This window comes from Hymenobacter convexus (assembly GCF_030580955.1).
Taxonomy (GTDB): Bacteria; Bacteroidota; Bacteroidia; order Cytophagales; family Hymenobacteraceae; genus Hymenobacter.
In genome coordinates, this window is record NZ_JAUQON010000001.1 from 339,476 (window position 1) to 352,377 (window position 12,902).

Annotated in this window: 10 protein-coding genes; all 10 read right to left on the reverse strand. The window is 62.5% G+C overall.

The annotated features are described in order from the left end of the window. Positions 1 to 38: 38 nt before the first annotated feature. On the reverse strand, positions 39 to 2,081 hold the full coding sequence (locus Q4S41_RS01335) for a 7TM diverse intracellular signaling domain-containing protein (protein ID WP_305029331.1): 2,043 nt from the start codon (positions 2,079 to 2,081) through the stop codon (positions 39 to 41). Between the two features lie 71 nt (positions 2,082 to 2,152). Next, on the reverse strand, positions 2,153 to 4,693 hold the full coding sequence (locus Q4S41_RS01340) for a DUF5686 and carboxypeptidase-like regulatory domain-containing protein (RefSeq protein WP_305029332.1): 2,541 nt from the start codon (positions 4,691 to 4,693) through the stop codon (positions 2,153 to 2,155). Positions 4,694 to 4,950: 257 nt separating this feature from the next. Beyond that, positions 4,951 to 5,505, reverse strand: a complete 555-nt coding sequence (locus tag Q4S41_RS01345) for a hypothetical protein (RefSeq protein ID WP_305029333.1) — start codon at positions 5,503 to 5,505, stop codon at positions 4,951 to 4,953. 185 nt (positions 5,506 to 5,690) lie between these two features. After that, positions 5,691 to 6,008, reverse strand: a complete 318-nt coding sequence (locus Q4S41_RS01350; RefSeq protein ID WP_305029334.1) for a hypothetical protein — start codon at positions 6,006 to 6,008, stop codon at positions 5,691 to 5,693. Further along, entirely contained in the window at positions 6,008 to 7,342 is a 1,335-nt protein-coding gene (locus Q4S41_RS01355; protein WP_305029335.1) for a family 1 glycosylhydrolase, read from the reverse strand. The genes Q4S41_RS01350 and Q4S41_RS01355 overlap by 1 nt, the downstream gene beginning before the upstream one ends. A 95-nt stretch (positions 7,343 to 7,437) precedes the next feature. Further along, positions 7,438 to 9,135 (reverse strand): GMC family oxidoreductase, encoded by a 1,698-nt coding sequence (locus Q4S41_RS01360; protein WP_305029336.1) that lies wholly within the window; start codon positions 9,133 to 9,135, stop codon positions 7,438 to 7,440. Positions 9,136 to 9,237: 102 nt separating this feature from the next. Continuing rightward, a complete protein-coding gene (locus Q4S41_RS01365; protein WP_305029337.1) occupies positions 9,238 to 9,843 on the reverse strand; it encodes a gluconate 2-dehydrogenase subunit 3 family protein in 606 nt (201 codons plus the stop codon). Between the two features lie 176 nt (positions 9,844 to 10,019). Next, positions 10,020 to 10,172 (reverse strand): MFS transporter small subunit, encoded by a 153-nt coding sequence (locus Q4S41_RS01370; protein WP_305029338.1) that lies wholly within the window; start codon positions 10,170 to 10,172, stop codon positions 10,020 to 10,022. 34 nt (positions 10,173 to 10,206) lie between these two features. Beyond that, a complete protein-coding gene (locus Q4S41_RS01375) occupies positions 10,207 to 11,616 on the reverse strand; it encodes an L-lactate MFS transporter (protein ID WP_305029339.1) in 1,410 nt (469 codons plus the stop codon). 278 nt (positions 11,617 to 11,894) lie between these two features. Next, on the reverse strand, positions 11,895 to 12,863 hold the full coding sequence (locus Q4S41_RS01380) for an SDR family oxidoreductase (protein WP_305029340.1): 969 nt from the start codon (positions 12,861 to 12,863) through the stop codon (positions 11,895 to 11,897). Between the last annotated feature and the right edge of the window lie 39 nt (positions 12,864 to 12,902).

The following is a 12,902-nucleotide window of genomic DNA, read 5'->3' on the forward strand; positions in this document are numbered from 1 at the left end:
CCTGAGTCCGCAAACGTTGCCGGATTAAATCCGGGAAATTATCTGCCGGTTTCCACCGTTTCGGCCTCAGTTATTTCGGCTTCTGCAGTAGCATCCAGCAATAAATGGGACCACGCTTCTCCGTCTTCGTAGTCGCTCGCCTGGCGGCGGCGTTGGAGCGCGGCCAGCACCTTTTGCGCGAAAGCCCAGCCAGTGGCCTGGCGGAGTTCCAGAACTCTCGCCAACTCTGAAGAGGAGTAGTTGCCCTTGTGGGCATGAAGCAGGAATACGGCGTACATGGCCTTCACAATAGAAAACTTGCACTTTTGCAATAGCGTGCCTGCGGTGGCCGACTCCACGTAGCGACAGCGGGTGCAGCGGCGGGCGTGCGGCTCGCGGGCTTCGCAGCTTTTTTCGTGGCCGCACTTGCGGCAGCGGTAGCCGCCGTGGGCCCACTTCAGGTCGGCCAGGTAGCGCAGGCAAGCGTCTTTGTCGGGGTAAATCTGGCTGAATTCGCCAAAGTCGACTTCCCGGGCTTCGATGCGGGCGGCTTTCTCGGCGTGCAGGTCGCGGCTGAGCTCGTTGTTGAGCTTCTCGATGGCCGCCGACTGTAGGGCCAACAGGCCGTTGGCTTCCAGCAGCTCCCGGTTCTGGGTTGCCACAGTTTCGTTCTGGCGGCGCAGCTCAGCGGTGCGTTGGGCCACCAAAGCCTCCAATTCGGTGTTGAGCCGGTCTTTCAGCTCTTGGTTTTCGCGCATTTGCTCCACCAGGCGGTCCTGGGCCTGGTGCTTTTTGCGGAGCTGCTTCAGCAGGCGGTGCTGAGTGAGCAGGGTGGTGTCCATCAAGCCCTTCAGCTTTTCGCCCAGCGCATAGCTTAGAATCACTACTTCGGCCACAAAAGCCGCATACAGGCTGTACACCGTGTAGGCGTTGTTGTAGAAGTCGATGCCCAGCTTGCGCATGATGAGGAACGTGAGACTGCTGGCCACCAGCGCCTGGGCCAGCAGCAGGTAGCGCGCCGGCCGCAGCCCGTTGCGGTAGGCGCAGAACGCCGAGTAGTATAGCAGACCGTACGGCAGCAGATACAGCCAGAAGCTGAAGCCCGAGTGCACCACGGCCGCATCGAGCACCAGCAGGGCCGTGCTCAGCCCTACCACCCAGCGGCCCAGGCGGTGCAGGGCAGGCAGGCGCGAGGCCATATCGAGAAAGCCACTGGCATACACCGCAAAGGTGATGAGCAGCAGTACCGGTGCTGCCGCGCCGATGAAATGGTTGAACTCGGGCCAGTCTGACCACAGGTATTGAAACCCCAGACCATCCTCAGTAAGAAACAGCAGTGTGCCGCTGAGCACATAAAGCACGTAGGATAGATAGGTCTGCTCCTTCAAAAAGAAGAAGAGTATTAGGTTGTACAGCAGCATGATGACCAGGATGCCGTAGAATACGCCCAGTAGCCAGTACTGCACCGACAGCTCCGGTATCAGCCCGGCGCTGCTGTGCAGCATGGCCCGGAAGCTGGTACGGGTGTCGGAGTGCAGGCGCAGGTAGTAGGTGGCCGTTTGGCCAGGCCGGGGCGGAATGTCGAACAGGAAGTTTTTATAAGGATGCGGGCGGGTGGCAAATGGCAGGTTGGCACCCGTCACCACGCTGTCGTAGCCAGCAGCCAGGCCGGGCCGCGGCCGGAAAAACACGGCCTGTCCAATGTGCGAGTCGTATAGCTCCAGGTACCAGGCCGCCGTTTCGGTGGGCGCATGGCGCACCGTGATGCGCAGCCAGTAGGTGCTGTGCGTGCGGTTGATGTTGGGCGGATGCCCCGAGCCCCGCATCTGCACAAAGCGGCGGCTCCAGGCCGGCGACTGCACTTCGGCCACGGTGAGCCGGCCGGAGGGGTCTTCCAGCATGCTGTAATAATTCTCGTCGAGATACAGGGCCGGCTGAGAAGGATTCACGACCAGCGTGTCTTCGGGCGCGGCCATGGCTGGCAGACTCAGCCCCAGCAGGCTGGCCAGCAGCAGGCCCGCGCCCAGCAGAAACTGCATCAACGTTCTTCCCAGCCCTCCGAGCCGGCCCCGACGCCCCCCAAGCTTATGAGATTGTGGCATAAGGTGCTAAAATACGAAAAGCCCACCGGCTTTGAACCGGTGGGCTTAGCAAGGGCTTACTCACCCTAAACTTACAGACGGAACTGGGCGCCAACTTTAATACCAAAGTCGCTGGTGCCGGGCACATTGCGGTAGGTAAGGCGGTGAATAAAGTCGACGCGAATGAATTTGAAGATGTTTTCGACGCCGTAGCCCACTTCTACATAAGGCGTCGAGATGTTGCCGGGCAGGTCGGGGTTGTCGCCGTTGGCGCGGCGGCTGCGGTCTGAAAGCTTGCCGTAGAGCACGTTGCCGGTGGCCACCAGGCGCCAGTTGAGCGCCCGGATGCCGGGAATGGCATTCACCAATAAGCCTTCGAAATGGTGGTCGAGGCGCAGCGTGGCCGAACGGTCCGTCACGAACTCAAAATAGTTCATCAGGTTGAAGGCGTTGGCGTTGTAGAACGGCGTCTGGTTGCCCAGCGGGGTTTTGAGGATGAAGTAGGGCAGGGCCGAGGGAATGTAGTTGGCCTCGGCGCGGTAGGTGAGGCGGCCCAACTGGCCCACCGACAAGCTGTGGGCAATGGACAGGTTGAACTTGTGGTACATAAAGTCGCCTTTCGTCCAGTCGATGGCGCCCAGCGTGTAGCGGAAGCCAAACACTGGCAGGCGCTTCAGACCTACGGCGCGGCGGCGGTTTTCGCTTTGCACCAGGTTTTCGTCGGGGGCGTAGCGCCATTCCGAAACCATCTCGCTCAGGTGCAGAATGTTGGAGTTGGGGTCGTTGTCGACGGCTGGCATGCCGGGTCCGGGGCGCGACCGGATGGTGAACAGCGGGTTGATGCTCTGGTAGCGCGCGGTGAGGGTTTGGGTGAAGCCGTGGAACAGGTCGCGCTGCACGCTCAGGGCCGTGAGGTCGCGCATCACGGGCAGGCCCTGGCGGAAGCGGCCCCAGCGCGAGGCGGCCACGAACAGGTTGTTGTTGTCGAGAAAGTCGTTGTCGAGCAGGGCAGCCTGCTCCACGTCGTGCCGGAACTCGCCGGTAAACACCGTCCAGTGGCGGCGCTCGGCAATGAAGCTGGTGCGTACGCCGTACTTAAACTTCTCGTCCTTGGTGCCATAGGCCACGTAGGCCTGCGTCACCCAGTTGCGGCTGATATCGGGTGTGGTGCGGAAGCCGAACCGGAAGCGGTTGCCCTCAAAGTCATTGTGAGCAAAGATGTTGGCAATAGGGCCGATGTCGAGCTTGCCCACGCGCTTGTAGCCGTTCACCAGCAAATCAACCCAGTCGAGCACGTTGCGCACCGAGGGCAGCTGCTTGGCCGAGTCGAGCACGGCAAACGTCTGGCGCTCCGAGAGGCTGAGGGTATCGGGCCGGTGCTGGTCGAAATAGCCGCTGGCACCGCCCTGGGGCAGGCCCGTGATAAGGCTACTGGCGCTGGCTTCCTGGGCGGTGGGCTCCATCAGCGACGACACAATGGGCTGGTCGTAGAAACCGGCTTCGGTGTGCACCTGGTTGCGCACAAAGTTGCTGCTCACTGTGGTGAAGCGCACCAGCATGGCGGCCTGCTTTTCGTAAGGCCGCACGCTGAGTACCAGCTTGGTGCGGGTGGGCAGGCCGGGGCCATCGCCGGGCGAGGTCAGGTCCTGGTAAATGCGCAGGTCGCTCACGAAGTTGATGTTGGCGTCGGGGCTGGCCACGAGGTCGGCGCGGCGCAGCGCGTAGCCTTCCTGCGTAATCCAGATGGTGCCTTTGAAGGCCAAATCGTGGCTGCGCTTGGGCGTCACGGCAATCTTATAGCACCAGTCCTTGCCCACGAAAACGGAATCCTGCAGCTCGTACTCGTAGGTGAGGCGGCCGCCTTCGGCAATGGGCGAGATGAAGTCCTTGCCCAACACGTTCTGCCAGTTGGGGTAGAAGTCGAAGTTCTGAAAGTTCGAGCCCAGCATCTGCGACAGCACCGAGCCCTCGCGCGGGCCCACGCCGCGCATCTGCTTGTGCAGCAGGTCTTCGCGCCGGCGCAGGGGCGCATTGCGCTGGTACACGCGCGAGCCTACTTCGGACGCAAAAATGGGTAGTGGCGCATCGGTATCGGCCGCCGCCGAGGCGCCCTGGCGCACGGCCAGCGCCCGAATGTCCTTGATAACCTTGCGATTGGACAAGCTCTTGGGCAGGTCAATCAGGCTGGTTTCGATGCGGTTGTAGGAGTCGTACTCGGCGGCCGTGAGGGCTGTGCGCTCGTTCTGAGGCTTGTGCTTCTGCACTTCACGCAGAATGCGGAAAGCGGGGTTTTCGGGCTGACGCGACGATACCACGACTTCGGCCAGGGTCACGCCGCCGGGCTTCATGCGGAACAGCACCGTTTGCACGGCCGCATTGGTGAGCTTGCGCCGCTGGGTGGCAAAGCCCATGGCCGAGGCCGCAATGGAGTCGGGGGTGCCAGCCACGGCCAGCTTGAACTTGCCGTCGGCATCGGCCGTGACGCCGGCGCTGGTTTTGGGAACAAAGATGGACGCAAACGGCACCGGCTCGCCGTTGACGGCTTCCACCACCTGGCCACTGATGATGATACGCTGGGCTGCGGCCGGCAATGCCAAAAGGCACACCAGGAGCAGCGGAGCAAGAAATTTCATAGAAAGTAATAAAGAGCCAAATACCAGAACGAGTAGTAGTCTCGCAATTTACGCAAAGCATGGGTGGCTCCCAACTAGTTCCGCAGCGAATGGAGAAAAAAAACGGGTGAACGATTAAACCTGCTAGCTGAACTGCTGTCGGGGCAGCTTGAACAAAACGGCCGCAGCGAGTGAGGGCTTCCTCACTTGCTGCGGCCGTCGGCCTTGGCAATGTTTCTTCGGGGCTGCCGGGACGCGGCAATAGGCGCCCCTGGCGATTAGTGAATGATAAGGGAGCCGGCGCCGCTGGTGGTTACGCGCTGGTCGCCGGCCGCCATCAGGCTGCGCGCCAGCCCGAAGTTAAAGCCCGGTGTGTTGGCGTTCAGGCCGGTAATGTTGCCGCCGCCGGAAGCCACGAGGTTGCCGCCACCGGATGCCACCAGGTTGCCGCCGCCGGAGGCCACCACGTTGCCACCGCCGGACGCGACCACGTTGCCACCAGAATTCAAAACCGAAATAGCTGCTACTTGGTTGCCGCGCAGAATGGCCACCGCAAAGTTGCCGCTGGTGAGGGGGGCGTAAGCGAGGCGGGTGCCGCTGGCCAGGTACTGCTTCACGTAGCCCAGCAGGTCGTTGTAGTTGCCCCAGCTGCCGTTGTTGTAGAGGTGGATGTTGCACTCGCAGGCTTCGCCCTGGCCCACGGGGGCGCGGTTGGCAGCTTGCTTGTAGGCTTGGGCAATCCACGGGTCGCGGCACTGCGCGGAGGCGGAAAGGGGACAGCCGGCCAAGGCCAGCAGCCCACAGAAAGTGAGAGCGGTGAGAATTTTGAACATAATGAGATAAGTGAAAGGTGGGAAACGAACACCGGGCGCCGCTGCCTGGTCGGCAGCAGCACTTGGTCGTCACCAAGCTAGTGGCTTCGTGTAGGCTGGCCAACGTGCGTCTATCAAGCTTCCTAAAAAGTCGACAGGCGGGACCAGGCGTCGGCGAGAGCCGGCTTGCCTTTCAATCACATTCGTTAATGAAGGCCCGCAAACGGGTCACTTCTTTCTTCCACCAGCCAGATTTCGGTGTCGGCGGGCACGTCCGTCGGCGCACCAAAATCGAGTAGCAGCCCGCGAGTGGGCGCGGGCGCCTCGGGGCGGCTTATCTCTTCTACGGTAGCCATGCCGGGGCGGCGGGCCCCGCCGGGTAGCACCGCTTCTACGGCCAGCGCCGTGTGCAGCGCATATGCCGCCAGCGCCGGGGCGGGGCCGTTGGACAGGACCAACAGGCCGAGGCCGGGCAGGGGCCACACGGCCGCCACGCGCAGGAGCAAAACGGCCGGCACAGGCATTACACCTCCACTTTGAGGGTGGCCGGGCTCTTCGTCACCTCAAACAGTTCGCCGTGGGGCACGATGGTGATTTGGCCGTATTCCTGCAGCAGCATTTTGTAGCTGGCGGCCACGGGGCGCGGCTTGCGGTCGAGGTCGTAGAGGCCGCAGGGGTTCACTTTGCCTACCTTGCGGCCCAGGCCAATGTCCCAATCTACCTGGTCGATGAGCGAGTACCAGGTGAAGCCGAGCACCGGTACGCCCTCGGCGCGCATGCGCAGGATGTTCACCCACTGCTTCCAGAGCCAGGTGGGGGCTTCGTGGGCGTTGAAGACGTTGGTTTCGGTGTGCATCACCGGCTTGCGGTAGCGGCGGTAGTACTCGAGCGTAATGTTGTACCAGCCCAGCACGTCCATGCTGGTGCATTCGGTGCCGTCGGGCAGAATGATTTTCTCGTTGCGGCCGTAGTAGTCGTTGCCCATAATCTGGTAGCCGGGCGGCTCGCCGGCCATAAACCAGTCATACTCGCGGCGGGTCAGGCCGTTGTCGAAGAGGTAGTTGAGCACGTCGCCGTCGGGGTGGTGGGCGTAGAGCAAATCGAGCGACAGAAAGCGCAGCTTGTTGTCCAGCGTCACCTGGGGCGAGGGGTTGGCGCGCAGCTCATGCACGTATTCGGCCGACTCGCTTTGCACGATGATGCAGTCGGGCCGGTGCGTGGCAATCTGTTGGGTGGCCATGATGCTGGCCGCCACCAAGTGCTTCATGGCCGTCACGAACCCCTTGTCCGACTTCAGCTGCTCGTTCCAGATGCCGTCCTTGGCGCTCATGCGGGCCGTGACGTAGATTTCGTTGATGGGCGTATAGTAGCGCACCCAGGGGTAGCGCGCGGCCACGGCGCCCGCGTAGTCGGCGAAGTGAATGGGCAGCTCGGGATTCTGGAAATTACCCAGCCAGTCGGGCACGCCAAAGTGCAGCAAATCCAGCACGGGCGTGATTTCGAGGCGCTGCATTTCGGCCATCACCTGGTCGGCAAATTCCCAGTCGTACTTGCCCGGGCCGAGGTGCGTTTTGTGGTAGGGCAGGCCGTAGCGCAGCACTTTCAGGCCCAGTTCCTTTACCAGGGCCAGGTCTTCGCGCCACCGCTCGTAGTGCCCGCACTCCGCCAACTGGTCGCGCCGGGTGCGGCCGTGGTCGATGGTCGGGTTCGAGCACTCGATGCCGGTGGCGAACATGAAGTTGTTGGGCAGGCCCGTGGGCAGGCCGCGCCCGTCGTGGCCGCGCGCGCCGCCAAACTCGTCGCCGGCGTAGCCACCCTCGCCGTATTTTTCCTTGATGTGAGTGAGGAAGGTTTTCATGAGATTTTAGTTGTCAGTTGTTCGTTGTCGGTTGTCGGATTGTGCAAGGAGCAGTCATTGACTAACAACTGACAACGAGCAACTGACAACCAGAATCAACCGTCACGCCGCTGCTGTTGCTCCAGAAACTTGTCGGCGGTGCGCAGGCTCAGGGCCATGATGGTCAGGGCCGGGTTCACGCTCAGGGCGCTGGGGAAGGTGGAGTTGTCGGAGATGTAGAGGTTAGGCACGTCGAAGGCGCGGCCGTTGGCGTCCACCACGGCGTCGTCGCCGCTCAGGCCCATGCGGGCCGTGCCGATGACGTGCGCGTAGCGCTGAAACGCCCAGATGTCGGTGGCCCCGGCGGCTTCCCAGATGGCGCGCATCGTTTTCTCAGCGTGGGCGTTCATGCGCTGCTCGTTTTCCTGGGCCGTGAAGTGCAGACGCGGCTTGGGCAGGCCCCGGGCGTCCTTTTCGTCGGCCAACTCCATGAAGTTGTCGGCGTGCGGCAGGCAGTCGCCGAGGATGTTGATGCCGGCAATGTGATTGTACTGCCGCATGTAGTCGCGCAGCGGCTGACCCCAGAGCTTGCGGCCCCGCGCCACCTGGCCCGCAAACGTCACGGGCATCACCCCAATGCTTTGCAGCAGGTAGCCGCCCGCGAAATCGGCGTCCTTCGGCCGGTGCGTGTCCTGCGAAATCAGGCCGCCGGGAATGCCCTTGTTGGGTCGTACCTCGTCGGCAAACGTGCCCCACACCTGCAGGCCGGGGTGGGCCATCAGGTTACGGCCCACCTGCCCGCTGGTCAGCGCCAGTTCATTGAGCAGCAGCAGGCGCGGCGTTTCCACCGAGCCGCCGCAGAGGAACAGGTGGCGGCAGCGCTGGCGCTTCTGCTCGCCGTTCTGGGTATACACCATGCCGGTGATGTAGCCCCGGGCGTCGCGCTCAATCTCCGTCACGAAGCTGTTGGGTCGGATGTCGGCCCCGTGCTTCACGGCCAGCGGAATAAACGTGACGTCCATGCTGGCCTTGGCGCCGTTGGAGCAGCCCGCCTGGCAAAAGCCGCGGTTGGTGCAAGCCTCGCGCCACCCAATTCCTTCCTGGTAATAGCGGGCCGACAGCGCCGCATTGGCCGCTGGCGAGGTGCGAATGCCCACCTTCTCGGCGCCGCGCACCATCAGCTGGGCGGCGCTGTTCAGCGGCAGCGGCGCCAGCGGGTAGCCCTTGCGGCGGGCCGGGCCCCAGGGGTAGGGCGTGGGCCCCGAAATGCCCAAAAACTGCTCTATCTCTTCGTAATACGGCTCCAACTCCTGGTAGCTCACCGGCCAGTCCTCGCCCTTACCGAAGTCTCGGCGAATAAGTAGGTCGTCGGGCAGGGGCCGGGGCGTGTAGGCGGTGTAGTGCAGCGTGGAGCCGCCCACGCCGGTGCCGGAGTTGTTCTTGCCCATGGCCAGCGGGTCGTGGCCGGCGGCTAGCCGCTCGTCGTTCCAGAACAGGAAATCCTGGGCTTTTTCGTCGGTGGCAAAATCCTTCTCCGGATTGTGCCAGGGGCCAGCTTCCAGCGCCACCACCTTCAGGCCGGCCATGGCCAGACGGGCCAGTAGCGGCGCGCCGCCCGCGCCCAACCCAATCACCACGCAGTCTACCTCATCGGTTTCGGGCGCAATGGCCTGGGGCTGTTCCAGCGGGGTATCGGCCGCTACCGGCGTGGCCGCAGCGGGCTCGTCAGCCAGCAGCGCGCGCAGCAGCGGGTCCTGTATTTCGGGCTTGACAGGGTTGAGGACGCCTTCTTCGAGAACTTCTTCGTCGGGCATTTTTGCAATGGGTGAATGAGTGATTGGGTGAATGAGTGAATAAGACTGACGGGCGAATGGGCGGTGAAGACATCGGAGTCATTCATCCGTTCGCTCATTAGCTCATTCACCCATTACCACTTCCCGGTCTTCTTTTTCGTTGAGGCCGATTTTCGTCCAGGCGGGCAGGTCGGCCATGCCCACGTAGCCGATTTCCTCTTGGGCCAGCGGGTGAGCGTAGTAGGTTTCCGTCAACTCGGCCAGCAGTTCCTCGAAGAAGCGGCCGGCGTCCAGCGTGGCCCAGGTGGCACCGGGCGGGCGGCCGTCGGCCAGCGCCTGCAGCACAGCATCTTGCTGGCGGGCGTCAAGGGCAATGAAATCAGCCTGAAACAAGGCCTGCGCTATTTCCTGAATGCCACCGAGGCCCAGGCGATAGGCCTCGCGGTCGGGCGGCAGGGCGTCGTAACGCCAGCCGTCGGCGCGGCCTTCGGCCAGGCGCTGGTCCACGGCCGGAGCCAGCGGAATGGGCGCGTCGGCGCGGTCGGGCTGCGGGAAAAGCCGAGCGGCTACAGCTTCGAGCAGCGCATAGGCCTCGGGGGCCAGCAGCTGGGGCACATAGGCGGCGGGCGCGTCGAGCCGGGCCTGCAAAGCGGCGCGGGTGGCTTCGGAAATGTGTGAGGTGCAGAGCAGGGCGCGCACGGTGCCGCTGGGGTATTCGGGAACGGGCATATAAAAAGCTTGGGCTGACGGCCGCGCCGTAGGAAATGGCTCAGCTAATTATTCCTTACGAGGGAAGGCCTCCCAAAGGGTGCAGCTTTTGGGGTATATTTCTTAAACAAAACCTACAAAAAAGCAGCCGACCAAGACCGGCTGCTTTCCTGAAAAAGTCGTCGAAACAGGCGGGGTTACTTAAACAAAGCCAGCGCTTTGATAAATGTTTGCGACACGCCCCAGGCCAGGGGCAGGCCCACCACCAGCCAGGCCAGCACCACTGAGCCGCCGGTGCCGGTATCGGCCGCGGCGGGCGCCGGGGTGGAAGAATTAGGTTGCGGATTCATAATTGAGACAGTTTAAAAATTGAAAGACTGGAACTTAGTGCGCGCCGGGCTCTATCGTAACCGGGCCTTTTTCGTGGTACCGCTCGTTCACGGCTGTCACGATGATGTTGGCCAGGAAGCCTACCACCAGCAGGCCGGCCATGGTGTAAAACACCGTTTGGTAGGCCGCTGCGCCGGTAAAGCCCTGGGCTTTGCGGCTGTCGGAGAGGTAGTGCACAATGAGCGGGCCCAGCACGCCGGCCGTGCTCCAGGCCGTGAGCAGACGGCCGTGAATGGCGCCCACTTGGTACTTGCCAAACAGGTCGGACAAATAGGCCGGGGCCGTAGCAAAACCGCCGCCGTACATGCTGATAATCACGCAGGCCACCGCCACAAACAGCGTTAGTTGGAGGTTGTGGCCCAGGGTCGGAATTAGGGCGTAGAGCAGAATGCCGAGGCCGAAATAGATGGCATAAGCCACCTTCCGGCCCAACTTGTCCGATGCCGACGACCAGAAGAAGCGGCCCAGCAAATTGAACAGGCTGAGCAGGCCCACGAAGCCCGCCGCTGCCGCCGCCGTCACGCCCTTGCCCGCGCCCATGGCCGTGTCCGAAAACGTTTCCTGAATGAGCGGCGAGGCCGTTTCGAGCACGCCAATGCCGGCCGTCACGTTGCAGAGCAGCACCACCCACAGCATCCAGAACTGCGGCGTTTTGATGGCATTGTCGGCCGAGACATTGGCCGTGGTAATCATGTCGTTGTGCTCGGTGCTGGGCACGTAGCCGGCCGGCTTCCAGTCATCGGCCGGCACCCGAATAGTCCAGACACCGAACTGCATAAAAATCAGGTAGATGATGCCCATCACAATGAAGGTCGGCGCTACGCCCAGCGGGGCCGAGTCCTTGAAGTGGTTCATCAGGTTGTTAGCCAGCGGCGAGCCAATCATGGCGCCGCCCCCAAAGCCCATGATGGCCATGCCCGTGGCCACGCCCTTGCGGTCAGGGAACCACTTAATGAGCGTGCTCACCGGCGAAATGTAGCCGATGCCCAGCCCAATGCCGCCCACAAACCCGTAGCCGAAATACAGCAGCCAGATGCTGTGCAGGTGCACCCCCAGCGAGGCAATGAGAAAGCCGCCGCCAAAGCACAGCGACGACGCCAGCATGGCCTTGCGCGGCCCCACGCGCTCCAGCCACTTCCCAAAAATGGCCGCCGAAAGGCCCAGCAGCACAATGGCAATGGAAAACGTGACGCCGATTTGCAGGGGCGTCCAGTCGTCGGGTGCGGGTTTGGCCACGTCGCGGCTGATAAGCGCGCCCAGCGGCTTGTTGAATACGCTGAACGCATAGGCCTGCCCAATGGCCAGGTGAATGGCCAGCGCCGCCGGCGGCACCAGCCAGCGGTTGTAGCCGGGCCCGGCGATGGTGCGGCTGCGGTCGAGCAGCGAAGAGGAGTTGTCGGCCATAAAGGGATGGGATTTGACGTGAAAGAAGCGTGAGGCGTTGGCCGTCAGCGCCAGCGGGTTGCATGGTGCGACAGCGGCAATCAGGTAACCGGCTTCCTGACTGGTTGATTATTTGGAAACCGGAAAATTTGGCAAATTGGTATAGGCACTGAAAATCGCCTGTCATCCTGAGCGGAGCAAAGGACCTTATCACGTCAGCAGTCGCCTGTAATTATTGCGAACTATTCAGCCGTGATAAGGTCCTTCGCTCCGCTCAGGATGACAGGCGGTTGTTTGGTCTACTCGTCGCTGCTGAGCTTGCCGCCCGTCACGTGCACGAGGCTGCCGGTCATGAAGGAGCCGTCTTGCGAGGCCAGCAGCACGTAGGCGGGCGCCAGCTCTTCGGGCTGGCCGGGGCGCTTGAGGGCGACTTCGTGGCCGAACTTGGCGATTTCCTCCCGCGGCATGGTGCCGGGGATGTTGGGCGTCCAGACCGGTCCCGGCACTACGCAGTTCACCCGGATGCCCTTCTCGCCCAGATACAGCGCCAGCGACTTGGTGAGGGCGTGAATGCCGGCCTTCGAGCAGGCATAATCGACCAGAATCGGAATGCCCGTGATGCCCACAATGCTGCCCGTATTGATGATGCAGTCGTCTTTCTTCAGGTGCGGAATCACCGCCTGCGCCATCCAGATGTAGCCCAGAATATTAGTGTCGAAGGTGCGACGGATTTGCTCTTCGGGAATCTCCTCAAACTTCTCCTGGCTGTTCTGGAAGGCGGCGTTATTCACCAGAATGTTCAGCCCGCCCAGCTCGGCCAGGGTGCGGCGCACGGCCTGCTTGCACTGCTCCGGGTCGCGCACGTCGAGCTGTAGCAGCAGGCACTTGCGCTTCTCGCGCTCCACCAGCTGCTTGGTTTTTTCGGCATCCTCCACGTTTTCGTTGAACACCACGGCCACGTGGGCGCCCTCTTTAGCGAAGGCAATGGCCACGGCCCGGCCAATGCCGGAATCGGCCCCGGTAATGAGGGCCACCTTGTCCTGGAGCTTGCCGGCGGCCCGGTAGTTGGCCAGGTCGGAGTCGGGCTGGAGCTTCATGTCGGCCTGTTTGGCCGGGTAGGGCAGCTTTTGGGCGGCGGCCTTCATGTCCTTAGCCGTGGGCCGGCGCTCGGCTTTGGCGGGGGTGGCTTTGGCAGAAGCGGCTTTCGGGGAGGCCGCGGAAGCTTTTTTGGCGGCTGGCTGGGCTGTCGCAGGTTTTTTGGTGGGCATGAGCGGGAAGAAATAGGTTGCTCTGCAGTACGCGAAAAC

Bases quoted from the DNA above. Each gene is read 5' to 3' on its own strand.
- Q4S41_RS01335 (WP_305029331.1), bottom strand. From the start codon at position 2,081: ATGCCACAATCTCATAAGCTTGGGGGGCGTCGGGGCCGGCTCGGAGGG.
- Q4S41_RS01340 (WP_305029332.1), bottom strand. From the start codon at position 4,693: ATGAAATTTCTTGCTCCGCTGCTCCTGGTGTGCCTTTTGGCATTGCCG.
- Q4S41_RS01345 (WP_305029333.1), bottom strand. From the start codon at position 5,505: ATGTTCAAAATTCTCACCGCTCTCACTTTCTGTGGGCTGCTGGCCTTG.
- Q4S41_RS01350 (WP_305029334.1), bottom strand. From the start codon at position 6,008: ATGCCTGTGCCGGCCGTTTTGCTCCTGCGCGTGGCGGCCGTGTGGCCC.
- Q4S41_RS01355 (WP_305029335.1), bottom strand. From the start codon at position 7,342: ATGAAAACCTTCCTCACTCACATCAAGGAAAAATACGGCGAGGGTGGC.
- Q4S41_RS01360 (WP_305029336.1), bottom strand. From the start codon at position 9,135: ATGCCCGACGAAGAAGTTCTCGAAGAAGGCGTCCTCAACCCTGTCAAG.
- Q4S41_RS01365 (WP_305029337.1), bottom strand. From the start codon at position 9,843: ATGCCCGTTCCCGAATACCCCAGCGGCACCGTGCGCGCCCTGCTCTGC.
- Q4S41_RS01370 (WP_305029338.1), bottom strand. From the start codon at position 10,172: ATGAATCCGCAACCTAATTCTTCCACCCCGGCGCCCGCCGCGGCCGAT.
- Q4S41_RS01375 (WP_305029339.1), bottom strand. From the start codon at position 11,616: ATGGCCGACAACTCCTCTTCGCTGCTCGACCGCAGCCGCACCATCGCC.
- Q4S41_RS01380 (WP_305029340.1), bottom strand. From the start codon at position 12,863: ATGCCCACCAAAAAACCTGCGACAGCCCAGCCAGCCGCCAAAAAAGCT.